Annotated in this window: 25 protein-coding genes, 3 tRNA genes, 1 other RNA gene and 1 pseudogene; 19 read left to right on the top strand and 11 right to left on the bottom strand. The window is 69.2% G+C overall.

All coding sequences use genetic code 11. The features are described from left to right. Positions 1-37: 37 nt before the first annotated feature. The 3 genes from CJZ78_RS04355 to CJZ78_RS04345 all read right to left on the bottom strand — a co-directional run bounded on the left by CJZ78_RS04355 (position 38) and on the right by CJZ78_RS04345 (position 1,212). Positions 38-871, bottom strand: a complete 834-nt coding sequence (locus CJZ78_RS04355; protein WP_233128481.1) for an RNA methyltransferase — start codon at positions 869-871, stop codon at positions 38-40. Between the two features lies 1 nt (position 872). Beyond that, entirely contained in the window at positions 873-1,121 is a 249-nt protein-coding gene (locus CJZ78_RS04350; RefSeq protein WP_094559683.1) for a hypothetical protein, read from the bottom strand. 7 nt (positions 1,122-1,128) lie between these two features. Continuing rightward, a tRNA-Leu gene (locus CJZ78_RS04345) sits at positions 1,129-1,212 on the bottom strand. A gap of 141 nt (positions 1,213-1,353) precedes the next feature. Here CJZ78_RS04345 and murA point away from each other — a divergent pair. From murA to CJZ78_RS04320, 5 genes are all read left to right on the top strand, one after another. After that, entirely contained in the window at positions 1,354-2,691 is a 1,338-nt protein-coding gene (murA, locus tag CJZ78_RS04340) for a UDP-N-acetylglucosamine 1-carboxyvinyltransferase (RefSeq protein WP_094559819.1), read from the top strand. Positions 2,692-2,703: 12 nt separating this feature from the next. Then, positions 2,704-2,785 (top strand) — tRNA-Leu (locus tag CJZ78_RS04335). After that, positions 2,761-4,023 (top strand): aspartate aminotransferase family protein, encoded by a 1,263-nt coding sequence (locus CJZ78_RS04330; RefSeq protein WP_369802015.1) that lies wholly within the window; start codon positions 2,761-2,763, stop codon positions 4,021-4,023. The genes CJZ78_RS04335 and CJZ78_RS04330 overlap by 25 nt, the downstream gene beginning before the upstream one ends. A 7-nt stretch (positions 4,024-4,030) precedes the next feature. Continuing rightward, the gene (locus tag CJZ78_RS04325; protein ID WP_094559681.1) at positions 4,031-5,299 is read left to right on the top strand and encodes a folylpolyglutamate synthase/dihydrofolate synthase family protein; all 1,269 of its coding nucleotides are present in this window, start codon (positions 4,031-4,033) and stop codon (positions 5,297-5,299) included. Positions 5,300-5,421: 122 nt separating this feature from the next. Continuing rightward, positions 5,422-5,871 carry a pentapeptide repeat-containing protein gene (locus tag CJZ78_RS04320; RefSeq protein WP_233128506.1) on the top strand — a complete coding sequence of 150 codons (450 nt, stop codon included), beginning with the start codon at positions 5,422-5,424 and terminating at the stop codon, positions 5,869-5,871. Here the strand turns inward: CJZ78_RS04320 and CJZ78_RS04315 are convergent. From CJZ78_RS04315 to CJZ78_RS04305, 3 genes are read right to left on the bottom strand one after another with little or no spacing between them, the layout of a single operon-like run. Continuing rightward, complete coding sequence (locus tag CJZ78_RS04315; RefSeq protein WP_094559680.1) at positions 5,855-7,231, bottom strand: FAD-binding oxidoreductase; 1,377 nt, start codon at positions 7,229-7,231, stop codon at positions 5,855-5,857. The two genes, CJZ78_RS04320 and CJZ78_RS04315, sit on opposite strands and share 17 nt — an antisense overlap. Beyond that, positions 7,222-8,514, bottom strand: a complete 1,293-nt coding sequence (locus CJZ78_RS04310; protein WP_094559679.1) for an amidohydrolase family protein — start codon at positions 8,512-8,514, stop codon at positions 7,222-7,224. The genes CJZ78_RS04315 and CJZ78_RS04310 overlap by 10 nt, the downstream gene beginning before the upstream one ends. Further along, positions 8,514-8,969, bottom strand: a complete 456-nt coding sequence (locus CJZ78_RS04305; protein WP_094559678.1) for a DUF4359 domain-containing protein — start codon at positions 8,967-8,969, stop codon at positions 8,514-8,516. The genes CJZ78_RS04310 and CJZ78_RS04305 overlap by 1 nt, the downstream gene beginning before the upstream one ends. Positions 8,970-9,031: 62 nt before the next feature. Here CJZ78_RS04305 and CJZ78_RS04300 point away from each other — a divergent pair. Then, positions 9,032-9,104 (top strand) — tRNA-His (locus CJZ78_RS04300). Here CJZ78_RS04300 and CJZ78_RS04295 read toward each other — a convergent pair. Both CJZ78_RS04295 and CJZ78_RS04290 read right to left on the bottom strand, forming a co-directional pair. Continuing rightward, on the bottom strand, positions 9,086-10,237 hold the full coding sequence (locus CJZ78_RS04295; RefSeq protein WP_094559677.1) for a DUF1611 domain-containing protein: 1,152 nt from the start codon (positions 10,235-10,237) through the stop codon (positions 9,086-9,088). The genes CJZ78_RS04300 and CJZ78_RS04295 overlap by 19 nt on opposite strands. Then, positions 10,231-11,319 (bottom strand): enolase C-terminal domain-like protein, encoded by a 1,089-nt coding sequence (locus tag CJZ78_RS04290; protein ID WP_094559676.1) that lies wholly within the window; start codon positions 11,317-11,319, stop codon positions 10,231-10,233. The genes CJZ78_RS04295 and CJZ78_RS04290 overlap by 7 nt, the downstream gene beginning before the upstream one ends. A gap of 160 nt (positions 11,320-11,479) precedes the next feature. Between CJZ78_RS04290 and miaB the strand changes: the two genes are divergently transcribed. From miaB to ftsZ, 5 genes are all read left to right on the top strand, one after another. Beyond that, positions 11,480-12,862, top strand: a complete 1,383-nt coding sequence (miaB, locus tag CJZ78_RS04285; protein WP_233128479.1) for a tRNA (N6-isopentenyl adenosine(37)-C2)-methylthiotransferase MiaB — start codon at positions 11,480-11,482, stop codon at positions 12,860-12,862. Between the two features lie 32 nt (positions 12,863-12,894). Then, on the top strand, positions 12,895-14,022 hold the full coding sequence (locus CJZ78_RS04280; RefSeq protein WP_094559675.1) for a D-alanine--D-alanine ligase family protein: 1,128 nt from the start codon (positions 12,895-12,897) through the stop codon (positions 14,020-14,022). Further along, positions 14,019-14,429, top strand: a complete 411-nt coding sequence (locus CJZ78_RS04275) for a hypothetical protein (RefSeq protein WP_094559674.1) — start codon at positions 14,019-14,021, stop codon at positions 14,427-14,429. Before CJZ78_RS04280 ends, CJZ78_RS04275 begins: the two co-directional genes overlap by 4 nt. A 31-nt stretch (positions 14,430-14,460) precedes the next feature. Next, positions 14,461-15,276, top strand: coding sequence for a cell division protein FtsQ/DivIB (locus CJZ78_RS04270; RefSeq protein ID WP_233128478.1), 816 nt, complete (start codon positions 14,461-14,463; stop codon positions 15,274-15,276). A gap of 123 nt (positions 15,277-15,399) precedes the next feature. Beyond that, positions 15,400-16,560 carry a cell division protein FtsZ gene (ftsZ, locus tag CJZ78_RS04265; protein ID WP_369802014.1) on the top strand — a complete coding sequence of 387 codons (1,161 nt, stop codon included), beginning with the start codon at positions 15,400-15,402 and terminating at the stop codon, positions 16,558-16,560. 71 nt (positions 16,561-16,631) lie between these two features. Here the strand turns inward: ftsZ and ffs are convergent. Continuing rightward, positions 16,632-16,728: signal recognition particle sRNA small type (ffs, locus tag CJZ78_RS04260), an RNA gene on the bottom strand. Positions 16,729-16,773: 45 nt separating this feature from the next. On the opposite strand from ffs, the gene panB reads away from it, so the two are divergent. Next, positions 16,774-17,613 carry a 3-methyl-2-oxobutanoate hydroxymethyltransferase gene (panB, locus tag CJZ78_RS04255; RefSeq protein ID WP_094559814.1) on the top strand — a complete coding sequence of 280 codons (840 nt, stop codon included), beginning with the start codon at positions 16,774-16,776 and terminating at the stop codon, positions 17,611-17,613. On the opposite strand, the pseudogene CJZ78_RS04250 reads toward panB, so the two are convergent. Beyond that, positions 17,561-18,769, bottom strand: a pseudogene (locus CJZ78_RS04250) (coproporphyrinogen-III oxidase family protein); the annotation flags it as partial. The gene panB and the pseudogene CJZ78_RS04250 sit on opposite strands and share 53 nt — an antisense overlap. 90 nt (positions 18,770-18,859) lie before the next feature. Between CJZ78_RS04250 and CJZ78_RS04245 the strand changes: the two are divergent. From CJZ78_RS04245 to CJZ78_RS04220, 6 genes are all read left to right on the top strand, one after another. Further along, positions 18,860-20,053: a PIN/TRAM domain-containing protein gene (locus CJZ78_RS04245; protein WP_094559673.1), complete on the top strand. Its 1,194-nt coding sequence runs from the start codon at positions 18,860-18,862 to the stop codon at positions 20,051-20,053. A gap of 31 nt (positions 20,054-20,084) precedes the next feature. Continuing rightward, positions 20,085-20,768 carry an ATP-dependent Clp protease proteolytic subunit gene (locus tag CJZ78_RS04240; protein ID WP_094559672.1) on the top strand — a complete coding sequence of 228 codons (684 nt, stop codon included), beginning with the start codon at positions 20,085-20,087 and terminating at the stop codon, positions 20,766-20,768. 72 nt (positions 20,769-20,840) lie between these two features. Next, on the top strand, positions 20,841-21,443 hold the full coding sequence (locus CJZ78_RS04235; RefSeq protein WP_094559671.1) for an ATP-dependent Clp protease proteolytic subunit: 603 nt from the start codon (positions 20,841-20,843) through the stop codon (positions 21,441-21,443). A gap of 50 nt (positions 21,444-21,493) precedes the next feature. After that, on the top strand, positions 21,494-22,489 hold the full coding sequence (gene ilvC, locus CJZ78_RS04230) for a ketol-acid reductoisomerase (protein WP_094559670.1): 996 nt from the start codon (positions 21,494-21,496) through the stop codon (positions 22,487-22,489). 20 nt (positions 22,490-22,509) lie between these two features. Then, positions 22,510-23,571, top strand: a complete 1,062-nt coding sequence (cbiB, locus tag CJZ78_RS04225) for an adenosylcobinamide-phosphate synthase CbiB (RefSeq protein WP_094559669.1) — start codon at positions 22,510-22,512, stop codon at positions 23,569-23,571. Positions 23,572-23,620: 49 nt separating this feature from the next. Next, complete coding sequence (locus tag CJZ78_RS04220) at positions 23,621-23,863, top strand: hypothetical protein (RefSeq protein ID WP_094559668.1); 243 nt, start codon at positions 23,621-23,623, stop codon at positions 23,861-23,863. Here CJZ78_RS04220 and CJZ78_RS04215 read toward each other — a convergent pair. Then, complete coding sequence (locus CJZ78_RS04215; RefSeq protein WP_094559667.1) at positions 23,829-24,161, bottom strand: YciI family protein; 333 nt, start codon at positions 24,159-24,161, stop codon at positions 23,829-23,831. The genes CJZ78_RS04220 and CJZ78_RS04215 overlap by 35 nt on opposite strands. A gap of 382 nt (positions 24,162-24,543) precedes the next feature. Between CJZ78_RS04215 and CJZ78_RS04205 the strand changes: the two genes are divergently transcribed. Further along, the coding region (locus tag CJZ78_RS04205) for a transposase (protein ID WP_143592842.1) at positions 24,544-24,676 on the top strand (133 nt) is incomplete at its 3' end.

The following is a 24,676-nucleotide window of genomic DNA, read 5'->3' as shown; positions in this document are numbered from 1 at the left end:
GGGCAGCCGTGCAGTTGTTGGCAGGCATTCTCCCCCGTCAGGCTCCGACGCGCTGCCGCAGGCGCTCGAGCAGCAGGGGGGCCGCCGCCACCGCCACATTCAGCGACTCCACCACCGCGCTGTGGGGGATCGTGACCCGCTGGTTGGCCAGGGCTTCCAGCTGGGGCGACACGCCGCCCCCCTCGCTGCCGAGCAACAACACCGTGGGGCGAGTCCAGTCGAGCTGCCAGTAGGGCAGCGGCGCCACCGGCCCGGCCCCCGGCCGAACGGCCACCACCACCTGGGATCCCGCCGCCGCGGCCGCCGCCAGCCGCCCCGCCAGATCCGCCCGGCTCTCGCGCCACAGCGGCAGGGCCAGGGCTGCACCGGCCGAGGCACGCAGCACCTTGGGCTGGAAAGGGTCGGCCCCATCGGCCATCCACAAGCTCTCCACCCCAGCCGCCAGGGCGGTGCGCATCAACGTGCCGAGGTTGCCCGGATCCTGCAAGCCATCGAGGGCCAGCACGAAGGGAGCTGGAGCCGCAGCCGCCGGCGCGGGAGCGGGCGGAGCCACGGTCAACACAACGCCATCGGGATGCTGGGTGGTGGCCACCGCCTCCAGCACCTCCTGGCTCACCTCGCGGCAGATGCAGCCGGGCGGCAGGGCCGCCACCTGGGCACCGTGGTCGGCGAGCCAGGCAGCCGTGGCCAGCAGATCGCACGGCTGGAGCTGCAACCGCAGCACCTCCTGCAGCAGGTGGGTGCCCTCCAGCAGCAACAACCCCTCCTGACGCCGACCGCGGGCGTCGTGGAGCAACCGCAGCCGCTTGACCAGTGGATTGCGGCGGCTGGTGATCGTCTCAGCGAGGCACAGCCCAGGGCTGGGAACCACGTCAGAAGGTGTGGTGGCGCCGGACGCGCAGGCCATCGTGCATCACCAGCTCCTTCTCCTCCATCTCGAGACCTCGCACCGAAGCCACCTCGCCTTTGAGACCTTCGGCCTGGAGGTTTTCAACCAGCTTTTTCAAAACAATGTCCTCGATGGTCGACTGATCGAGAGCATCGGGAGTGAGACTCTCAAGAAACTTGCCGAGCTTCGAGGCCATCACCTCAGAGGCATTGGTGATCTTGAGGACAATCATAAAAAAGTGCGGATGGGGAGACTTGAACTCCCACGACATTGCTGCCACTAGTACCTGAAACTAGCGCGTCTACCAATTCCGCCACATCCGCGTGGCCGCCGCCGCAGCGACTGGGAAAACATACGCCATCGAGGGTCCTCCCCGGCCGTTCAAGCCAGTTTGGTCGGCGGCTGTCTAGACGGTCTCATCATTTGTTGTCAAGATGCGTCGGCAAGAGCTGGGCAGTCGCTCCATGGGTTTGATCGCTGTCCAGTCCAACTTTCAGTCTCAGGTGGTTTTCAGCCCCCAGCTGGAAATCTCTGGTGGCCGCAAGCTGTCTGGGGAGCTGCAGGTGAGTGGTGCCAAGAACTCAGCCCTGGTGCTGATGGCGGCCTGCCTGCTCAGCCGCGACACGATCCGGCTGCGCAATGTGCCGCCCCTCACTGACATCTCCGCCATGGCCGAGATGCTCGGCAGCCTCGGGGGCCAGGTGTTGCGCCAGAGCGACTGCCTCGAGCTCAATGGCGACGCCATCAACAACTCCACGGCGCCCTACGAGCTGGTGAATAGCCTGCGGGCCAGCTTCTTCTGCATCGGGCCGCTGCTGGCCCGGATGGGCATGGCCAAGGTGCCCCTGCCCGGTGGCTGCCAGATCGGCACCCGGCCCGTGGTGGAGCATGTCAAGGGGCTGAAGGCCCTCGGTGCTCAGGTGACGATTGAGCACGGGGTGGTCACCGCCGTCGTGCCAGGTCGTGGGCATCGCCTCACCGGCGGCCGCATCCACATGGACTGCCCCAGCGTCGGCGCGACCGAGACGTTGATGATGGCCGCCGTGCTCGCCGATGGCGAGACGGTGATCGACAACGCCGCCCTGGAGCCGGAGGTGGTGGATCTGGCCGGGCTGCTGATCGCCATGGGCGCCAAGGTGCGCGGCGCTGGCACGCCCACCATCACGATCGTGGGCGTCGAGCGTCTCCACGGCGCCGACTACGCCGTGATCCCCGATCGCATCGAAGCCGGCACCTTCCTGCTGGCCGCCGCCATCACCCGCTCCCACCTGCGGATCGCCCCCATCATCCCCGACCACCTCGGCGCGGTGCTCACCAAGCTGGAGGAGGCGGGCTGCACCCTGGAGCACGACGGCATCGGCCTCACCCTCAAAGCCGATCACATCAATGCTGTTGACCTGCGCACCCAACCCTTCCCCGGCTTTCCCACCGACCTGCAGGCGCCATTCATGAGCCTGCTGGCCACGGCCCAGGGCACCAGCGTGATCACCGAGAACATCTTCGAAAACCGCCTGCAGCACGTGGCGGAGCTGCAGCGCATGGGGGCCGCCATTCGCATGCAGGGCAACACCGCCTTCGTTGAAGGAGTGGCCCGGCTCAGCGGTGCGCCGGTGCAGGGCACCGATCTGCGGGCCTCCGCCGCCATGGTGCTGGCGGGCCTGGCCGCCGAAGGCATCACCACGGTGCGGGGGCTGGAGTTCCTCGACCGCGGCTACGCCAACCTCGAAGCCAAACTCAATGCGGCCGGCGCCTGCATCCAGCGCGTCAGCGGTGCGCCAAGCAGCACCGGCATCGCCGCGTAAACTCTCACCTGCGGGAGCGTGCCGGAATTGGTAGACGGACTCGACTCAAAATCGAGCGCCTTCGGGCATGTGGGTTCGAGTCCCACCGCTCCCATCTCGCCGGTGTCCACATCAGCAGTGATGGACACCTATGCCCGCTTCCCGATCAGCCTCACCCGGGGCCGGGGTGTGTGGGTGTGGGACAGCAGCGGCAAGCGCTACCTCGACTGCGTGGCCGGCATCGCGGTCTGCACCCTCGGCCACAGCGACGGGCGGATGAAGCGGGCCCTGAGCCGGCAGCTGGGCAAGCTCCAGCATGTGTCCAATCTGTACCGCATTCCTGAGCAGGAGGAGCTGGCGGCGGCGATCACCGACAGCAGCTGCATGGATCGGGTGTTCTTCTGCAACTCAGGCGCTGAGGCCAATGAGGCCGCCATCAAATTGGCGCGCAAGCACGGCAACACGGTCCGCGGCATCAACACCGCGGGCGGCATTCCCGGCGGCGAGCACAGCCCCCTGATCCTTACCGCCCAGGCCAGTTTCCACGGCCGCACCCTGGCGGCCGTCACCGCCACCGGCCAGCCCAAATACCACCAGGGCTTTGAGCCGATGGTGCAGGGCTTCCGCTACTTCCCCTACAACGACACCGCCGCCTTTGAAACCCTGCTGGCCAGCAGCGAGGCGCAGGGTCCGCGGGTGGCGGCCGTGCTGCTGGAGCCGATCCAGGGCGAGGGCGGTGTGCACCCGGGCAACCGCGCCTTCTTCCAGCGGGTGCGGGAGCTCTGCGACGCCCACAACATCCTGCTGATCTTCGACGAGGTGCAGATCGGCGTCGGCCGCAGCGGCCAGCTCTGGGGCTACGAGCAGCTGGGCGTGGAGCCCGATGCGATCACCCTGGCCAAGGGGCTGGGCGGCGGCATCCCGATCGGCGCCCTAGCGGTGAAGGCGAAGGCAGATCACTTCCGCCCCGGCGAGCACGCCAGCACCTTCGGCGGCAACCCCTTCGCCTGCCGGGCCGGCCTCACGGTGCTGGCTGAACTCGAGCGCCGCAAGCTGGTCAGCCACGTGCAGCGGATGGGAGAACTGCTGCAGGAGCTGCTGGCCGAGCTGGTAAGCCGCCACCCCACCCTGCTGGAGGGGGTGCGCGGCTGGGGGCTGCTGCAGGGCCTGGTGCTGCGTGCCGAGGCCCCGAGCGCCCCCGAAATCGTCATGGCCGCGATGGAGCAGGGCCTGCTGCTGGTCCCCGCCGGACCCCAAGTGGTGCGCTTCGTGCCGCCGCTGGTGATCCAGCCCCGCCACCTGCGCCTGGCGGTGGATCGCCTCGAGCGGGCCCTCACCAGCCTTGGTTGCTAAAACAGCCTTGGCCGCTGAGCCCGACAGCTTCGCCGACCTGATCGAGCCCTTCAGCCGCCGCGGCGTCGACCTGGGGCTCGATCGCCTGCAGGCCGCCCTGGCCGAGCTGGGCCATCCCGAGCGTCGCTTCGCCGCCGTGCAGGTGGCCGGCACCAACGGCAAGGGCTCGATCTGCACCCTCGTGCACCAGGCGCTGCTGGCCGCCGGCATCCGCGCCGGCCTCTACACCTCGCCCCACCTGGTGAGCTGGACCGAGCGCATCCGGCTGGGCGACACCCCGATCGCCACGCCAGCCCTGCGCCGCCACCTGCAAACCGCCACGCCGGTCGCCCAACGCCACCAGCTCACGCCGTTTGAGCTGGTCACCGCCGCGGCCTTTCTGGCCTTCGCGGAAGCTGAGCTGGAGCTGGTGGTGCTGGAGGTGGGACTGGGGGGCCGGCTCGATGCCACCACCTGCCATCCCCACCGGCCCGTGATCGGCTTTGCCTCGGTGGGGCTCGACCACGCCGAGATTCTGGGGCCGGATTCAGCCAACATTGCCGCCGAAAAAGCGGGCGTGCTCCAGCCGGGTGCCGTGGCCGTCAGCGCGCCCCAGAGCCCGGAGGTGGCCGCGGTGTTGAACGCCCGGGCCGAGGCGGTGGGGGCCGAGCTGCGCTGGCTGGAGCCACTCGATCTGGAGCGTTGGCCCCTCGGGCTGCCAGGGGCCGTGCAGGCGAGCAACGGTGCCGTAGCCCTGGGGATGCTGCGGGCCCTGGTGGAGCGGGGCTGGCCGATCAGCGAGTCCGATATCCGTCAGGGGTTTGCGGCGGCCCGCTGGCCCGGCCGGCTGCAACAGCTGATTTGGCGAGGCCAGCCCCTGCTGCTCGACGGAGCCCACAACCTGCCCGCCGCCCGCGCCCTGCGCAGCGAGCTGGATGCCCACCCGCAGCGCCACGGCCTGGCCGCCGGCCCCCGCCACTGGGTGCTGGGGATGCTGGCCAACAAGCAGGGGCCGGCCATCGTCGAGGCGCTGCTGGCCCCCCACGACCGCGCCTGGATTGTGCCGGTGCCGGGCCACGCCAGCTGGAGCGCCACCAGCCTCAGCAGCGCCCTCGCCGCCCACACCGACCGAGGAGCGGCGCTGGTGGATCAGCTGGAGACGGCGCCGGATCTCACCAGCGCCCTAACAGCCGCAGCGACAGCCGCAGCAGCCCCGCGGCTGATCGTGGCGGGCTCCCTCTATTTGGTAGGCCATCTGCTGGGGAGTGACCCTCCGGCGCAGAACGGTCCAGAGTGAAGCTCCCGGCTCCCTTCGCCTTGGCCCACCCACTGCAGCGCCTGTTGCTCGACCCGTTGGGGCGCCTGTTTCACATCCTGTTTCACAAAGCCCTCGCACTTGGCCTCGTAGTGGGCCTCGCCCTGGCCCTGGCCCTGGCCCTGCCGGAGCCGGCCGCTGCCGAGTTTTCCGGGGTGGACTACACGCTCACCAACCAGAACGAGCAGGATTTCAGCGGCCAGAACCTGGCCAACACCTCCTTCGCCGGTGCCACCGGACGGCACGCCAACTTCAGCGGCGCCAACCTGCACGGCGCGATCCTCACCCAGGCCGCCTTCCCCGAGGCCAATTTCGCCGGGGCCGACCTCAGCGGCACCCTGATGGACAAGGTCGACCTGTCCGGCGCCGACCTCACCGGGGCCGTGCTGAGCGGCGCTATTGCCTCGGGCAGCAGCTTCCGCGGCGCCACCGTCACCGATGCCGACTTCAGCGACGCCCTGATCGATCGCGTCGACCAACGCTCCCTCTGCCGCGATGCCGAAGGCACCAACCCGACCACCGGTGTCGACACCCGCCTCAGCCTGGGCTGCTGAGCCAACCGCGCAGCTTGCCCGGATTGAGCAACCCGGCCGGGTCGTAGGCGGCCTTGGCCGCCACCTGGTCGGCATCGATCACGCCCAGGCCGCCGTCCTCGACGGTGAGCACATGGGGGTTGAACAGCACCGCCCCTGCGTCGCGGCAGTCGGCCATCAGCCGCTGCAGAGCCTCCTCCCCCCGCCAGCGCACCAGCGGCAAGGCCGCCAGCCGGGCCGCCCCCTGCTGCTTCACCGCTTCCAGGTGCCAGAGCAGATCGTCACCCCACTGGCCCCGCAGGCGCTCCAAACAGGGGCCCTCCGGCTGGGGTAGCAGCATCTGCAGGTAGGTCCAGCCCTTGTGCTGGGTGCGCCAGTGCAGGGTGGTGTGGTTCCAGCTGAGCTCCCGCAGCGGCAGGCCCCGGCTCTGGCCCTGGGGGGCCTGCCAGCGCAGCGCACCACCGCGGGCCGCCAACCAATCGGGCAGCACCGCCAGGGCATCGGGGGCAGCCAGCAGCAGCAGGCGATGCTCCTCCCCATCTGGCGCCGGACAGCCCGCCGGCCAGGGCAGCGGCTGAGCCAACGGCGCCTCCAGCAGCGTGATGGCGTTGAGCTGCAGCGCCGTAGCGGGCAGGGCCTGGGCCGCCGCCAGGGCCCGATCCCACTGCGCAAACCCCACCACGAGCTGCTGCCAGGCCACGGCTTCGGTGGTGGGCAGGCGCAGGGCCGTGAGGATGCCGTTGGTGCCGTAGGCGTGGTTGAGCGGGGCGCTGGCGGCGGCATCGAGCTGGAGCAGCCGCGGCTCGGGCTCCAGGGTCACCACCTCCAGGCCCAGCAGGTTGCCGGCATCCCGCAGGAAGCCCCAGCGCAGGGAGCCGATGCCGCCGGAGCCCCCGGCAATGAAGCCGCCGATGGTGGCGCTGCGCACCGTGCTGGGCACCAGCCGCAGGGCCCGGCCCCGGGGCGCCAGCTGCTGCTCAATCGCGCCCATCAGGGCGCCCGCCTCCACCTCGATCACCCCGGTGGCCTCGTCCAGTTGCCGCAGGCGCTGGAGGCCGGTGAGATCCAGCACCAACCCGCCCTGCAGCGGCACGCACTGGCCGTAGTTGCCGGTGCCGGCCCCCCGCACCGTCAGGGGCACGCCGTGGCGGGCACAGGCACCGGCCACCAGCCGTACCTGCTCCACCGTGACGGCGAAAGCCACCAGCTGGGCGCGGCAGCCCTGCAGCTGCGGCACCAGCACCGGCGAGTAGTCGAAGTAGTCGCGGGAGAGGCGCTCCAGCTCGGCCGGTGCCTCCGGGCCCAGCAGCGCCAACGCCGGATCGAGCCGCTGCAGCTCTGCCGCCAGGGCGGCGACCCGGGAGCAGGGGTTCAACTCCATGGAAGCAGCAGGGGAGAGGGCTGCTCCTGCCCAGGCAGCGGCAGCCACTGGCCGGCGCGCAGCACCCGCCGCTGGGGCGGCCGGGCCAGCAGCTCGCCCCACGAGCCCGCACCGAGCAGCACCAGATCGGCAGGCCCGCCAACGCGCAGCACCCCATCCCAGGCCAGCCCCAGCACGGCGGCGGCGGCGGTGCTGAAGGGGGCCAGGCCGAGGCGCTGCCACGGCATCAACTGGCAGAGCGGCGCCGCCCAGCGCAGCAGCTCAACTGGATCGAAATCGCCGCCCGGATACCAGGGATCCTGCACGTTGTCGCCGCCGAGGGCCAGCCGCACCCCTGCCCGCTGCAGGCTGCGGATCGGCGCCAGCGGTCGGCGCCAGGGGGTGCGGCCGGGCCTGCGGCCCAGCAGCCAGAAATTGGTGGTGGGCAGGGCAACCACGGCGATCTCCGCCGCGGCCAGGCGCTCGGCTAGCTGGTCGCAGGCCCGCGGCGGCAGCAGGCCCATGCTGCTGGCGTGGCTGCAGGTGATCGCCACGGCACGGCGCTGCGCCAAAGCCACCCGGGCCACCAGATCGACGCCCACTCCCGGGTCGCGATCGGATTCATCCACGTGCAGATCGACGCCGCAACCCAAGCGCTCGGCCAGATCGAGCAGGGCCAGCAGGGCCTCCCGGTCGGCGGCGCGGCGGGCCGGTCCCTGCCCGTAGGGCGGCCCGATCACCCCCCCCAGCAGCCCCTGGCCATCGGCCACCGCGCGGGCGAGGGCTTCCCCTTCCGGACTGAGCCAGTGGGCCAGCGGTGCCAGGGCCACCAGCTGCAGCTCCAGCCGCCCCCGCCAGCGCTCGCGGGCCTCCAGCAGGGCGTCCCAGCTGGCGCGAGCCGCCGGCCCAACGCTGTCGATGTGGCTGCGGATAGCCCGCACCCCGTTGCGCCAGGCCCGATCGAGGGCCAGCTCGGCCCGCGCCGCCACCTGCTCGCCGGTGCGCACGCCGTACTCGCGTTGGTTGGCCGCCAGGGCCGCAGCCATGGTGCCCTCCCGGTTGGGGAAAGCATCGGCCGTGAAAGCCTTGTCGAGATGGGCGTGGGGCTCCACCAGGGGCGTGAGCGCCAAAGGCAGGGCGGCCAGCGCGGCCTGATCCATACTCCACAATGGCTCGATCGCCGTGACCAGTGCTCCGGCCACCCGGATCTGCAGCGCCACCAGCCCGTCGGCATCGGCCTCAAAACCCCTGGCCAGACGCGGATCCAGCAGCCCGCGGGGTAGGCGCAGCGCCAGAGGATGCATCACGGAGCGTCCTGGGAGGGGTCGGCGACAGCCTTGTCGATCGCGGCACCGATCAGCACAAACTGTCCCGCCACCCCAACCACGGTGGAGCGAAAGCGCGGCACCCGCCAACCCAACAACTTGTGGCCACCGATGTCACTGCGATACAGGCTCAACACCCCGAGATTGTGGCGGCGGGTATGGCCTGCCACCAGCGCCGCCAAGGGCGTCCGCTGGGCCAGCACCAGCTCCTCACAATTCTGAATCGCTAGCCGCATCAGCAGCGGTAGACCGCCATCAGTGCAAACTTCCTCGCTGATTTCATCGACCAACCGCTCGGCGGCATAGGCCTGGAAATCGGCGGCGGAGGGATTGGTGATGGCCAGCCCGGCCCCGGCCAGGGCCGCCAGGATCAGGCCGAATGCCCAGGGGGGACAGGCGAAGTGATCTGAACGGCCGGGCAAACGGGACGTCATTCAAGGGCTCCCACGTTGGCACCAATCCCTGTCGGTGGCTTGGTACATTGTTGGCAATCACGGCGGGCGTCGCCAAGTGGTTAAGGCAGCGGCTTGTGGCGCCGCCATTCGGGGGTTCAAGTCCCCTCGCTCGCCCTTGATGCCCTAGCCGTCTCCGCTTCTGGTGGAGGCGGCTTTTTTGTGCCGCCCTGCTGCAACGCGCCCTGCGGCAAGAGGGCCTGCAGCAGCAGACCCGCCCCCTGCCGCACCGGATCGGCGCAGGGCAAACCCGTCTCGGCGGCCGTGGCCACGAGAGCGGCATCGGCTTCTGCGCTGCTGAGCCGGGCGGTGTTGAGCGCCACGGCCCGCACCCGGGGCCGCAGGCCATCGGGCCGGCCCAAGGCCGCCAGGGCCTCCAGCGCCGCGATCAGCTCCGGCAGCGGTGGAATCGCCACCGGCGCCGCCCCAGGCCGGCTGCGCACGAAGCGCTGGCCGGCGCGGTGCACCAGCAGCAGGTCGGTGGGCTGGCTGCCGCGCAGCAGCGGCAGGGTGGCGGTGGAGCCCGGGTGGCAGAGCGACCCCTGCCCCTCCACCAGCACCAGGGCCTCGGGCCCGGCCCCGGCGGCCACCTGAAGCACCGCCGCCTCCACGGCCCCGGCGGCGTAATCCACCCGCACCGCATCGAGGGCCACTCCGCATCCGGCGATCAGGATCCCCGCCTGGCCGGTGCCCACAAAGCGGGCATCGAGGCCCCGGTGCCTAGCCTCGGCCTGCAGCTCCAGGCAGGCGCTCATCTTGCCCACGGCCATGTCGGATCCCACCGCCAGCAGCCGCCGGCAAGGAAGAGCCGCCGCCCGCGCCGTGGCCACCTCCAGCGCCTCGGGCTCCTGGCGCAGGTCCCAGATCCACTGGCCGGGGCGGGTGCAGGCCGCCGCCAGGGCCGGATCATCCCCCAACCGGCTGTGCAGGCCACTGGCCAGGTGCAGCCCGGCCTGGAGCCCCGCCAGCAGATCGGCGCGCATGGCGGCGGGCAAGCGGCCACCGGAGGGGGCCAGCCCCACCACCGCCACCTCGGGCCCGTAGGCCAGGGCCGCCGCCATGTCGGCCACCACCGGCACGGCCCGGTCGATGCCCGTGATCGCCTCCAGCGAGGCGCCAGCGAAGGCCGGATCGATCACCGCCACGATCGGTCCGGAGCGGTAGCGCAGCATCGCCAGGCCGGTCTTGCCGGAGAGGTCATCGAGGCCGCCATGCTGCAGCAGCACGACCGGGGCGCTGGCGCTCAACATGCCTGATCGCCTCGGAGGCCAATGCCCAGGCCGGGGCCGGGGGGCGGCACCAACACGTCGCCGCGAAGCGCCAACCCGGTAAAGGGGTCATCCACCAGGTTGAGGTGGCTGTCGAGATCGGGCCAGGTCACCAGGGGCAGCAGCTGGGCGGCGGCGCCATTGAGCAGGGCGGCGTCGGAGTAGCAGCCGACCATCACCCCCAGCCCCAGCCGCCGGGCCGCCTGGGCCATCAGCAAAGCCTCGGAGAGACCTCCACTTTTGAGCAGTTTGATGTTGATGCCGTCCACGTAGGGGGCCAGCCGCACCAGATCGGCCAGGTCCCAACAGCTCTCATCCGCCACCAAGGGCATCGGACAGTCGAGCTCCAGGGCCTCGAAGCCAGCCGTGTCGAGCTCCGCATCCAGCAGCGGCGCCAGGGGCTGCTCCAGCAGCACCACCCCAGCCCGCTCGAGGGGCACGAGCATGGCCCGGGCCGTGCCCAGATCCCAACCGCCGTTGGCATCCACCTGCAGCTCGCAGGCCACGCCGGTGCTCTGGCGCCGCTGCTCGAGGGCAGCAGCCACGGCCTCCAGCAGCACCAGGTCGTGGGCCACCCCCTCGGGGCTGCCGAGCTTGAGCTTGATGCGGGTGGCGGGAAGCTGCAGCCACCAGCACTCGAGCCGCGCCAGCACAGCCTCGGGGGGGCCTAAGCCGAGGGTCACGCTGGTGGCGACACGGGCTCCCGGATCCAGGCCCCAGAGCCGCCACAGCGGTTGCCCCAGCCGTTGGCCCCACCAGTCGTGCAGGGCCAGATCGAGGCCGCAGCGCGCCGGCGGGCTGAGGCCAGCCAGCAGTGGTTCCAGGGCCTGGAGCGGCTCCGGCGCCAGGGCTCCCAGCTGGGGGGCCAGGGCTTCGAGCTCCGCCGCAACGGCGTCGGTGGCGTAGTGGCGATGGCCGGTGTCGAAGCCGCCGGTCTCACCGATGCCTGTGAGCCCGTCGTGCTCGAGGCTCACCAGCAGGTGCTCCACAGCCGCTGTGGTGCCGCGGCTGATGGCCAGGGGCACAGCCTTGGTGAGCGGAAACCGGCGCAGGCTCAGGCGCATGGGGATGGAGCGCTGCCATCAAGCTGGCACAACCAGGACGGCACGCGTCTGACATGCCTCCTGAAATCCGTGCAACCCGTACAGATTTCGGAACACCAGCCAGCGCCATTCCCTAGCCCTTGCCCACGACCTACCACCAGCAACCCAAGTGCGGAACCCGATGGCCGAAACTGATCGGATGACGGCCACCACGCTCAGCACCCGCGGCAGCTACTGGATCACCACCTTCGGCTGCCAGATGAACAAGGCGGATTCCGAGCGCATGGCCGGGATCCTCGAATCCATGGGCTACCGCGAGGCTCCAGCCGAGCTGGAGGCTGATCTCGTTCTCTACAACACCTGCACGATCCGCGACAACGCCGAACAGAAGGTGTACAGCTATCTGGGTCGCCAGGCCCAGCGCAAGCGCACCAACCCCCACCTCACCCTGGTGGTGGCCGGCTGCGTGGCCCAGCAGGAGGGCGAATCGCTGCTGCGGCGCGTGCCCGAGCTGGATCTGGTGATGGGGCCCCAGCACGCCAACCGCCTCGATGTGCTGCTGGCCCAGGTGGAGCAGGGCCAACAGGTGGTGGCCACAGGCGAGCACCACATCCTCGAAGACATCACCACCGCCCGCCGCGACAGCACGATCTGCGGTTGGGTGAACGTGATCTACGGCTGCAACGAGCGCTGCACCTATTGCGTGGTGCCGTCGGTGCGGGGCCAGGAGCAATCGCGTCTGCCTGAGGCGATCAAGCTGGAGATGGAGGGGCTGGCCGCACGGGGGTTCAAGGAGATCACCCTGCTGGGCCAGAACATCGATGCCTACGGCCGCGACCTGCCCGGCATCACCGCCGAAGGCCGGCGCGCCCACACCCTCACCGACTTGCTCCACCACGTGCACGACGTGGCGGGCATCGAGCGGATCCGCTTCGCCACCAGCCATCCGCGCTATTTCACCGAGCGGCTGATCGACGCCTGCGCCGACCTGCCCAAGCTGTGCGAGCACTTCCACGTGCCCTTCCAGAGCGGCGATGACGACGTGCTCAAGGCCATGGCCCGCGGCTACACGGTGGACCGCTACCGCCGCATTGTCGAGCGCATCCGCGAGCGCATGCCCGATGCCGCGATCAGCGCCGATGTGATCGTGGCCTTCCCGGGCGAAACCGACGCCCAATACCGCCGCACCCTCGATCTGATCGAGGAGATCGGCTTCGATGCGGTGAACACTGCCGCCTACTCGCCGCGGCCCAACACCCCCGCCGCCGTCTGGCCCAACCAGCTCAGCGAGGCGGTGAAGGTGGAGCGGCTGCAGGAGCTCAATGCCCTGGTGGAGCGCACCGCCCGGGAACGCAGCGCCCGCTACGCCGGCCGCCGCGAGCAGATCCTGGTGGAGGGCACCAACCCCAAGAATCCCGAGCAGATGATGGGCCGCACCCGCACCAACCGCCTCACCTTCTTCCCGGCCCAGCGCTCCGATGGCCGCACCATCGCCCCCGGCGAGCTGGTGACGGTGCAAATCGAAGACGTGCGGGCCTTCTCCCTCAGCGGCAAACTGGCCTGAGTTTTGGGCCCCTGGCTCACCCTGCAGACGGCATGACACCCACCCCCCTTGCCGTTGGCCTGATCTTTGGGGGGGCTTCCGGCGAACACGCCGTTTCGATCCGCTCAGCGGCCACCGTGGCCGCCGCCGTGCGCCATCCCGACAACGCCGCGCGCTATGCCCTGCGCTGCTTCTACATCGATCCCGAAGGCCGCTGGTGGGGCCCTGATGTGGCCGAGGCCGTGCTGGCCCAGGGCGTGCCCGCACCCCCCGACCAGCTGCCCCAACCCCTGCCTGAGCCTGGATTCCGCGGTTTTCCCGCCGGCGCCCTGGAGGTGGCGGTGTGGCTGCCGGTGCTGCATGGCCCCAATGGCGAAGACGGCACGATCCAGGGCCTGTTCACGTTGATGCAGGTGCCCTACGTGGGCTCAGGGGTTCTCGGCTCGGCCGTGGGCATGGACAAGCAAGCGATGAAAGCCGCCTTTGCCGCCGCCGGGCTGCCCCAGGTGCCCTATGCCTGCGTCAGTGCCAGCCAGCTTGCCCAGGATCCCGACGGCCTGGTTGCGAAGCTCGAAGCTGATCTCGGCTATCCCTGCTTTGTGAAACCCGCCAACCTGGGCTCCTCAGTGGGCATCAGCAAGGCCACCGACCGGGCCAGCCTGCTGGCCGGGCTGCGCACGGCCGCCGCCCTCGATCCGCGCCTGGTGGTGGAGCAGGGCGTCACGGCCCGGGAGCTGGAGTGCGCCGTGCGCGGCGGTGGCCACCAGCCCCTGCAGGCCTCGGTGCTGGGCGAAATCTGCTTCGACGCCGACTGGTACGACTACGACACCAAATACAGCGAGGGCAAAAGCCACACCGTGATCCCCGCCGTGGTGCCCGAGCCGATCGCCGCGCGCGCCCGGGCCATGGCCATTCAGGCCTGTGAGGCGGTGGGGGCGATGGGTCTGTCGCGCGTCGATTTCTTCTACGGCGAAACCAGCGCCAATGAAGCCAACCCCGGCGAGCCCAGTGGCACGCTGTGGCTCAACGAAATCAACACCTTGCCCGGCTTCACCAGCCAGAGCATGTACCCGATGCTCTGGGCCGCCAGCGGTGTGCCCTTGCCGCAATTGGTGGGCGAGTTGCTGGAAGGGGCCCGAGAATGGCACCAGGCAACACCTCTGGGAGGCCCCTTGGCATGACGCACGGACTGCTGTGGCTTCCACTGCTACTGGTGTTTGTACTGCTCACCGCCCTGGGCTGGCTGGAGCGGCGGCGGCAGCGGCTGTTCCGCGAGTGGGCCGAAGGCTCCGAGCTGGCCAAGCTCGACAGCTGTGGCGCCGCCCGGCTGGTGGATGGGGTGCTCACCTGGTGCACCTTCGAGGCTGGTCAACTGAAGGAGGAGGGCTCCTTCGTGATCAAGCAGCTCGAGCTGGTCGAACTGCTGTCGCTGGGCTCCGGCGAGGCGCCGCTGACCGAGGAAAGCCAGGGGGCCTGCCGGCTGCGGCTGGTGGGCGGAAGCGAGCAGAAGGATCTGCCCTTCGCCGATGCGGAGCGGGCCCGGCGCTGGATCGCCGAGCTGATGTCCCGCTCCCGCTGCGAACTGTGAGCCCCGCTCCAGGTCGACGGGTGAGCCTGCGGTGGTGAAGGGCAACCCTGCGCCGCCCGGGTCGGAACGCCGCCGCCAACTGCGCCAGCAACGGCAGCGCGAGCGGCTGCGCAACCTCTGGCGGCTGGTGGTGCTGCTCAGCCTGGCGGGCGGCCTGGGCTACGGCCTGCTGCGTCAGGGTTGGGTGTTGACCGGCCCCAGCCAGGTGGAGGTGGTGGGCAGCGCGCAGGTGGGGCCAGACCAGGTGGTGCAGGCAGCCCAACTCAGCTTTCCCCAGCCGCTGCTGGCCCTGCAGCCCAAACGCATCGCCGAGGCCATCGCCGGCGCCCTGCCGGTGGAGCAGGTGCAGGTGAGCCGGCTGATGGCGCCGCCGCGGCTGCGGATCGAACTGGTTGATCGCCAGGCGGTGGCCCGGGCCCAGCGGCGCACCAGCACGGGCCTCGAGCAGGGCTTTGTTGACCGATTCGGCCACTGGATGAGCAACCGCCAGGGGCAGGGCGTTGCCGCCAAGGCCAGCGCAGGCCTGACGGTGGTGGGCTGGCAGCCGCGCTACCGCCCCGCCCTGGCCCAGGTGCTGGAGCAACGCGACCGGCTCGGAGCCGACCTGCACCAGATCCGCTTTGAGCCCGGCGGCAGCCTCTGGCTGGAGAGCACCAGCCTCGGCCAGGTGCGGCTGGGGCCAGCCGACGCCCAACTGGGGCGGCGTCTCGAGGTGCTCGGCCACCTGCAACAGGAATTGCCAGCGCGAATCAAGGGCCGGCGGCTTCAATCGATCGACCTCAGCGATCCGGAACAGCCGGAACTGGGGCTGCCCTTGCCCGCCCAGCCAGCCAAACCCCCCGGATGAGCATTCCGGCAACGGCCATGCCAGGAAACCCGCAAAGGTGGGAGACTCCCTGAATCCAAGGTGCCAAAGGCCGACATAATGCAGCGGCAGATGTACAGCACTGCCGCCGCCCCCAATGCCGCTATGACCCACAGCTCCCCCCAATTCGGGTCCCCCCAATCCAACGGTGTCCAGCCCGGGAGCGAGGGGTTGCTTGGCAGTTCGACCGCAGGCGGAATTGTGCCCAGCCAGTCGGCACGCATCGAAGTGATCGGGGTTGGTGGTGGTGGTAGCAACGCGGTCAACCGGATGATCGCCTCCGATCTCCAGGGTGTGGGTTATCGGGTGCTCAACACCGATGCCCAGGCCCTGCTGCAGTCGGCCTCCCAGAAGCGCATCCAACTGGGCCAGAAACTCACCCGCGGCCTGGGGGCCGGCGGCAACCCCGTGATCGGCCAGAAGGCGGCTGAAGAATCCCGGGCTGAACTGCAGGAATCGCTGCAGGGCGCAGATCTGGTGTTCATCGCGGCGGGCATGGGCGGCGGCACCGGCACCGGCGCTGCGCCGATCCTGGCGGAGGTGGCCAAAGAGGTGGGTGCCCTCACCGTGGGCATCGTCACCAAGCCCTTCGGGTTCGAAGGTCGCAAGCGGCTGCGTCAGGCCGAGGAGGGCATTGCCCGCCTGGCCGAAAGCGTTGACACCCTGATCGTCATCCCCAACGACCGCCTGCGGGATGCCATTGCCGGGGCTCCCCTCAATGAGGCCTTCCGCGCCGCCGACGACGTGCTGCGCATGGGCGTCAAGGGCATCAGCGACATCATCACCAAGCCCGGCCTGGTGAATGTCGACTTCGCTGACGTGCGCTCGGTGATGGCCGATGCCGGCACCGCCCTGCTGGGCATCGGCGTGGGCTCCGGTCGCTCCCGGGCCAGCGAGGCGGCCCAGGCGGCGATGAGCAGCCCCCTGCTGGAGTCGGCCCGGATCGACGGCGCCAAGGGTTGCGTGATCAACATCAGCGGTGGCAAAGACATGACCCTCGAGGACATGACCACCGCCTCGGAGGTGATCTACGAGGTGGTGGATCCCGATGCCAACATCATTGTGGGGGCCGTCGTGGACGAGCGCCTCGAGGGTGAGATCCACGTGACCGTGATCGCCACCGGCTTCGAAAGCGGCGCTCCATACCGCCGCGAGCGCACCACGGTGGGCTTTGCTGGCACCAACCTGTTCAGAGGCAATCAGGAAGAGCGTGGCGCCAAGATTCCGCCGTTCCTGCTCAATCGCCAGGGTCAGGCCAATTCATAAGCCCTGACCCTGGCAATTTGGTCCTGAAAACGCCCTGGGGTCTGGCCTGAAGGTGGCGACCCCCTGAAAGTGGTGACCCGGAGTCCACGCCTGCCCTGAGCATCCCGTGTGGCTGCTCCCTTCCGGTCCTGACCAGATTTGGGCGTCGGAGCCGCATGGGTCCGAGTCGATTGGATGCTAGCAATGGCATCCTCCGCACCGACGTCCGTGCCCCTGCGCCCCGCAAATCTGGCGAGTCGCAAGCAGGCCGGGCTGCCGATCACGGTTCTCACCGCCTGGGATGCCCTCTCCGGAGCGCTGGTGGCCGAGGCCGGCGCCGATGCGGTGTTGGTGGGTGACTCCCTGGCGATGACGGTGCTGGGCCACGCCACCACCCTGCCGGTGACCCTCGAGGAGATGCTGCACCACACCCGGGCCACGGCGCGCGGCCTGGCCAGCAGCTGTTCCCCCGGGCAGGAGCCGCTGTTGATCTGCGATCTCCCCTTCCTCAGCTACCAATGCAGCGCCGATGAGGCCGTGGCCGCCGCCGGGCGGGTGCTGAAGGAAACCCCCGCTGCCGCCGTGAAGCTCGAAGGCGCCGAACCGGAAACCCTGGCCGTGATCGACCGGCTGGTGCGCAGCGGCATCCCGGTGATGGGCCACATCGGCCTGACGCCCCAGTCGGTGCACCGCCTGGGCTACCGCCGCCAGGGCAGCGATGCGCCCAGCCAGGAGCGGCTGCGGCGCCAGGCCCTCGCCCTGCAGGAGGCCGGCTGCTTCGCCCTGGTGCTGGAGCACGTGCCCGATGCCCTTGGTGCCGCCCTGCAACGCGAGCTGACCCTGCCGGTGATCGGCATCGGCGCCGGCGAGAGCTGCGACGGCCAGGTGCGTGTCACGGCCGATCTGCTGGGGCTCACCAGCCAACAACCACCCTTCAGCCCACCGCTGCTGCAGGGCCGGACCCTGGGGGTGGAAGCGCTGCGGCGCTGGATTGCCGCCCAGCACCATCCAGCCCAGGAGCATCCAACTGCTCCTGCCACCAGGCCAGCAACTCCCGCAGCACCCCATTGCTGAGGGCCAGGCCGGCCGGATCACTGAGCCGCCAGCGGGGGCCCTCGATCTGCAGCAGCCCCTGGCGCCACCATGGCTCGAGCCGTTCACGCAGCTGAGCGCAGCCGGCCTCGCCCAGCAGCTGGGGCAGGTGCACCCCCTCCCGGCGGCGCAGACCCACCAGCAACCGCTCATCGATCGGCATTCCCGCCCCGCTCTGCGGCTGCGGCTGGGCCAGCCAGGCGGCATAGCCCTCGCGGGTGCGGGGCCGAGCCAACCGCTCGCCCCAGGGCGCCGAGGTCGCCCCCATGCCGAAGCCCCACCAACCGGCACCGCTCCAGTAGACGCGGTTGTGGCGAGAGGCGTGGCCGGGCAGGGCGTAGTTGGAGATTTCGTAGTGGCCATAGCCGGCGGCGCTGAGCTCGGTCCAGGTGAGCTCCATCAGGTCGGCGCCCAGGTCGGCATCGGGCAGCTCCAGCTGACCGCGCTGGTGGCGACGCGCAAACACGGTGCCGGGCTCCAGGCTGAGGTCATAGACGGAGAGATGGGGCGGGGCCAGCGCGATCGCCTCACCCAGCTGCTGGCGCCAGGCGGCCAGGGCTGCTGCGGAGGACGCCTGACCCGGCAGCCCCTGGATCAGATCCAGGCTCCAGCTCGCCAGGGCCCCGCGGCGCTGGGCCTCACTCAGCCAGCCGGCGGCCTGCCGCAGGTCGGCACCGCGGTGGCGGCGCCCCAGGCTGGCCAGCACGGCATCATCGAAGCTCTGGCCGCCCAAGCTCACCCGATTCACCCCGGCCTGCAGGTAGCCCGCCAGCCGCGCCTGATCGAAGCTGGCCGGATCGAGCTCCAGGGTGATCTCGGCGGCGGGAGCCAGGCCAAAACCCCGCCGCAACGCCCCCATCAAGCCCCCCACCTGGGCCGGGGTGAGCAGCGAGGGGGTGCCGCCTCCGAAATACACCGTGCTCAGGGGCGGGCCCGGCGGAGCCAGACCAATCTCCTGGTGCAGCAGCTGGAGATAAGCCTCAATGGACGCCGAACCCGGCGCCCCCGGCTCGCCGCCGGCCCGGTCACCCAGGGGCACCACCGGGAAATCGCAGTAGAAGCAGCGGCGGTGGCAGAAGGGGATGTGCAGATAGGCACTGCGGGGCGGCCAGGGGGGGGCGGGGATTTGGGCAGTCACAACAGCAAGTGCGGGAACCCCTTCAGGCCAATGGCGCGGAAATCAGGCATGCTGCAACCTTGAACGGAAGGGCAGCCACGCAAGACGGGAATGGTGGACTCCCTCATCCTGATCCTGTTTGTGATCTCCGGGGCCGCCGCTGGCTGGCTCGGGGTCGACCTGCTGCCAGCGCCCCTGCTGCTGCAGGTGGACAACCCCGAGGGGCTGCGCACGGTGCTGGGCGGGTTCGGAGCCTTTTTCGGGCTGCTGGCGGGCTTTTTCTTCGGTCAGCTGCGCCGCAAGCTGATGGCCCAGGTGCGCACCATGCCCACCGACCTGCTGATCAGCCGCGCCGTCGGCCTGATCCTGGGCCTGCTGGTGGCCAACCTGCTGCTGGCCCCGATCCTGCTGCTGCCGCTTCCTTGGGAGGTGGTGTTCGTCAAACCGCTGGCGGCAGTGCTCAGCAATGTGTTTTTCGGGGTGTCGGGCTACAACCTCGCCGAGGTGCATGGCCGCACCCTGCTGCGTCTGTTCAACCCCACCAATACCGAAGCCATGCTGGTGGCCGATGGGGTGCTGCAGCCCGCCAGCGCCAAGATCCTCGACACCAGCGTGATCATCGACGGCCGCATCCGCGGCCTGCTTGCCTCGGGGCTGCTGGAGGGCCAGGTGATCGTGGCTCAGAGCGTAATCGATGAGCTGCAGGCCCTGGCGGATTCAGGCAACGCCGAGAAGCGTGGCCGCGGGCGCCGCGGTCTCAAGCTGCTCAGCGAGCTGCGCGAGCAATACGGCCGGCGGCTGGTGGTGAACAGCACCCGCTACGAGGGCAACGGCGTCGACGACAAGCTGCTGCTACTCACCGCCGATACCGGCGGCACATTGTTAACCGCCGACTACAACCTGGCCAAGGTGGCGGAGGTGAAGGCGCTGCGGGTGCTCAACCTCAGCGAGCTGGTGATCGCCCTGCGGCCAGAGGTGCAGCCCGGCGACGAGTTGCTGCTCAAGATCGCCCGCGATGGCAAGGAGGCCGACCAGGGCGTGGGCTACCTCGACGACGGCACGATGGTGGTGGTGGAAGGGGCCCGGGGCCGCATCGGCGAACGGCTGCCGGTGGTGATCACCGGTGCCCTGCAAAACCCCACCGGACGCATCGTGTTTGCCCGCAGTGAACCTTTGGCGCCGGCCTCCAGCCCCGATCCGGCCCCGAAGCGCAAACCCCGCTCTGAGCGCAATTCCGAGCGCAACGCCGAGCGCAGCAAGACCAATTCGGCCCAGACGAATCCGGAGACCGATGGCCCCCGCTAGGCTCCACAAACGTGTTTTCCATTAACCGCGCATGTCGGTGTCAGCCCCCTACTACGGCGATTCCGCGGTCATGCGCACCCCGCCGCCCGATCTGCCGAGCCTGCTGCTGAAAGAACGGATCGTGTACTTGGGCTTGCCCCTATTCAGCGACGACGATGCCAAGCGCCAGATGGGCATCGACGTGACCGAGCTGATCATTGCCCAGCTGCTCTATCTGGAGTTTGACAACCCCGAGAAGCCGATCTTTTTCTACATCAACTCCACCGGCACCAGCTGGTACACCGGCGACGCCGTTGGCTTTGAAACCGAAGCCTTCGCCATCGCAGACACCCTCCGCTATGTGAAGCCGCCGGTGCACACCATCTGCATCGGCCAGGCGATGGGCACCGCCGCGATGATCCTCAGCGCCGGCACCAAGGGGCACCGGGCCGCCCTGCCCCACGCCTCGATCGTGCTGCACCAGCCCCGCAGCGGCGCCCGCGGCCAGGCCACCGATATCCAGATCCGGGCCCAGGAGGTGTTGCACAACAAGCGCACCCTGCTGGGGATGCTGTCGGCCAACACCGGCAAGTCGGTGGAGCAGCTGTCGCGCGATTCCGACCGGATGACCTACTTCACCGCCGAAGAGGCCATGGAGTATGGCCTGATCGACCGGGTGCTCACCAGCCAGAAAGACCTGCCCACCGCGCCACCCACGGCCGCCGGCCTGGGCTGAACCCCCGTCTGGCAGCCCGCCACACTCCAGGCACTCCAAACCCGCGATTCACCGACCACCCCAACCAAACCCATGCCCATCGGCACCCCCAGCGTTCCCTACCGCCTCCCCGGCAGCCAGTACGAGCGCTGGGTTGACATCTACACCCGTCTGGGAGTGGAGCGAATCCTGTTTCTGGGCTCGGAGGTGAACGACGCCGTTGCCAATGCCCTGGTGGCCCAGATGCTCTACCTGGACTCGGAGGACAACTCCAAGCCGATCTACCTCTACATCAACTCCCCGGGGGGCTCGGTGACCGCCGGCCTGGCGATCTACGACACGATGCAGTATGTCAAGAGTGACGTGGTGACGATCTGCGTGGGCCTGGCCGCCTCGATGGGCGCCTTCCTGCTGGGCGCCGGCACCAAGGGCAAGCGGTTGGCCCTGCCCCACAGCCGGATCATGATCCACCAGCCCCTGGGCGGCACCAGCCAGCGCCAGGCCAGCGACATCGAGATCGAGGCGAAGGAGATCCTGCGCCTCAAGGACATGCTTAACCACAGCATGGCCGACATGACCGGTCAGAGCTTCGAGAAGATCGAGAAGGACACGGACCGCGACTACTTCCTCAGCGCCGCCGAAGCCAAGGACTACGGCCTGATCGACCGCGTCATCTCCCACCCCAGCGAAGCCTGAAGGGCGCTTGCGTAAGCTCGGCTCTTGCCCTGCCCAGACCCGAAGCCTCGATGGCCAAGCTCTACTACGACACCGACGCCGACCTTGCGCTGCTGAACGGAAAGACGGTGGCCATCATTGGCTATGGCAGCCAGGGCCACGCCCACGCCCTCAACCTCAAGGACAGCGGCGTGAACGTGGTGGTGGGCCTCTACGAAGGCAGCCGCTCGGCTGACAAAGCCAAAGCCGATGGCCTCGACGTGCTGAGCGTGGCCGATGCTTGCGCCAAGGCCGACTGGATCATGGTGCTGCTGCCCGATGAATTCCAGAAGTCTGTTTACGACAAGGAAATTGCGCCCCACCTGAGCGCCGGCAAGGTGCTCAGCTTCGCCCACGGCTTCAACATCCGCTTCGAGCTGATCAAGCCCCCGGCCGATGTGGACGTTGTGATGATCGCCCCCAAGGGCCCCGGCCACACCGTGCGCTGGGAATACCAGAACGGCATGGGTGTGCCGGCGCTGTTCGCCATCCACCAGGACGCCAGCGGCAAGGCCCGTGAGCTGGCCATGGCCTACGCCAAGGGCATCGGCGGCACCCGCGCCGGCATCCTCGAAACCAACTTCAAGGAAGAAACCGAAACCGACCTGTTCGGTGAGCAGGCCGTGCTGTGTGGCGGTCTGTCTGAGCTGGTGAAGGCTGGCTTCGAAACCCTGGTGGAAGCCGGTTATCAGCCCGAGCTGGCCTATTTCGAATGCCTGCACGAGGTGAAGCTGATCGTGGACCTGATGGTGAAGGGCGGCCTCACCGCCATGCGCGATTCGATCTCCAACACCGCCGAGTACGGCGACTACGTGAGCGGCCCGCGCCTGATCACCGCAGACACCAAGGCCGAGATGAAGCGGATCCTGGCCGACATCCAGGACGGCACCTTCGCCCGCAACTTCGTGGCCGAGTGCGACGCCGGCAAGCCGGAGATGGCGAAGATCCGTGAGCGCGATGCCCAGCACCCGATCGAGCAGGTGGGCAAGGGCCTGCGCTCGATGTTCAGCTGGCTGAAGGCGACCTGAGCCCCTGGCCCTGGCTGCTGGTGCTGGCCGCCTGCGGCCTCGATCGCCTGGTAGGGGACCCGCGTTGGTGCCTCCACCCGGTGGTGGTGATGGGCTGGTGGATCACGGGCCTGCGCCGGCTGGCTGAGGCCTGGGCGGGTGATGCCCCCGGGAAGCTGCGCCTCGCCGGCGCCCTGATCACGCTGCTCCTGGTGGGCGGCAGTGGCCTGGCGGGCTGGTGCCTGGAGCAACTGGTGCGGGAACTGGCGACGCGCGGCCCGGTGGCCGCTGGCCTCAGCCTCGCCACCTTGACGTTCGCCCTGGCCAGTGCCCTGGCCGGGCGGAGCCTGGAGCAGGCGGTGCAACAGGTGCTGAACAGGCTCCCACCGGATTCCGTACAGCGTGTACAGAATCCCGAAGCGCAGAACACGAGTTCCCCCGAAAGCCTGATGGCCGCCCGACAAGCCCTGGCTTGGATCGTGGGTCGCGACACCAACGGGCTGGATCGGGCCGAGATCCTGCGAGCCACCGCCGAAACCGCCAGCGAAAATGCGGTGGATGGTCTGTTTGCGCCGCTGTTCTGGATGCTGGTGGGGGCTGGGATCTGCAGCCTGAACCCCGCCCTGCCCGGCCCGTTGGCCCTGGCCTGGGGCTTCAAGGCGGCCAGCACCCTGGATTCGATGCTGGGCTATCGCCGCGGCCGCTTGCGCTGGCTGGGCACCGCCGGCGCCCGCCTCGACGACCTGCTGGTGTGGCTGCCCTGCCGGTTGGCGGCCCTGAGCCTGGCGGTGGCGGCGGGGCACCCTGGCCACTGCGGGGCGCTGCTGGCGGCAGCCCTAAGGGAGGGGGCCGCCGACCCCTCCCCCAATGCCGGCGTCTCCCAGGCGGCCTATGCCCACGCCGCGGGGGTGCAGCTGGGCGGCAGCAACCGCTACGGCGGCCAGATCCGCAGCAAACCTTTGCTGGCCAAGGGCCTGCCGCCGGCCGATGCAGATGCGGTGCAGCGCATCCTTGCGCTGAACCGTCGGTTGGAAACGCTGTGGCTCGCCATCGCCGGAACCATGGCGGCCGCGGTGTCGTTCATCACGAAAACTCTCAGCTGATTGCCCCGACACCAGGAGCTACCGAAGCTGCAGGGACGTTCCTGGGCCCATGCCAATTCGCGACCTGCTCGAAGACGCTCTGCGAGAGCCGAATATCGGCCTTACCCCTTGCTTCCGCTGGCACGCCACGCCAGTGGGCATCGCAGCCCTCTGGCAGGCCGGCTCACCTCCCAGCTCCCCTCCGTTCGAAGACGCCCTCAAAGAAGGCCTGCAGGTGGGGCTTGACCTGCGCCGCGAAGAGCGGGAATTTCACCAGCTCAACTCAGGCTTGGTCCTGCTGTTTCACAGCTAGCCAGGTGCGGGCGCGGGAAGACCACCGCCCATTCGTGCAGCGTCCAGTCGACACAGCCCTCAAGGATCAGCGGGTCGCTCAGCACCAGCAACTCGGCTTCAGCCCAGTCGCGGGCACGAAACACCAACATGCCACCGGCTCCGTCCCCAGTGCGGCCAAGCCGATCAGCCCAGTAGCCACTGCGGGGCGCGTGGCCGTTGCGCTCCAGATCAGCCAGCCAGGCCAAATGGGCTGGGATCACTGCATCGAATTGCTGCTTGGGCACCAGGCCCGCCTCCAGCTTCACAAACCAGGGCATGGGATCAGGCCAATGCGAGCCGACGGTACCGCTGCGTTAACCAGGGCTCCACAACGCTGCAGCGTGCTTGGGGGCTGCTGCAGATCAGCCCCAATCCCTCTTGAGGCCAGCCAGCGCCTATACGTTCACGCACGTGTTCCACAAGCCAAGGCAGATGAATTGCCTGCACCCCTCCATCAGCCAACGCCTGACACCATTGGTGATTGGTATCACGCCGGAGCGGCGCCGTGCCGTGCTGAGCATCGCCCAACAAGCCTCCTGCTGGCAGGACTTTCTGGATGCGCTGAAACAAGGAGACTTCCCCCTTCCCCCTCTGCCAGGAAAGTTGACGCCTCTCCAACCCGACCACTTTTTTCACCAGGGGGCTTGATGGAGCAGGGCAATGCGTCGTTACAGCGAGGCCTTTAAGGCTGATGTGAGGAGGCGTATGACTCCGCCGAACCGCCAGAGCGTTTCCCAGATTTCAGCAGAGCTGGGCATTCACGTGGCCAGCCTCTACAACTGGAGAAAGGCCT

Origin of the sequence: Synechococcus sp. 8F6, assembly GCF_002252665.1 — a bacterium.
In the GTDB taxonomy this organism is placed as follows: domain Bacteria; phylum Cyanobacteriota; class Cyanobacteriia; order PCC-6307; family Cyanobiaceae; genus Cyanobium_A.
This window is presented reverse-complemented; position numbering and strand designations above follow the sequence as displayed.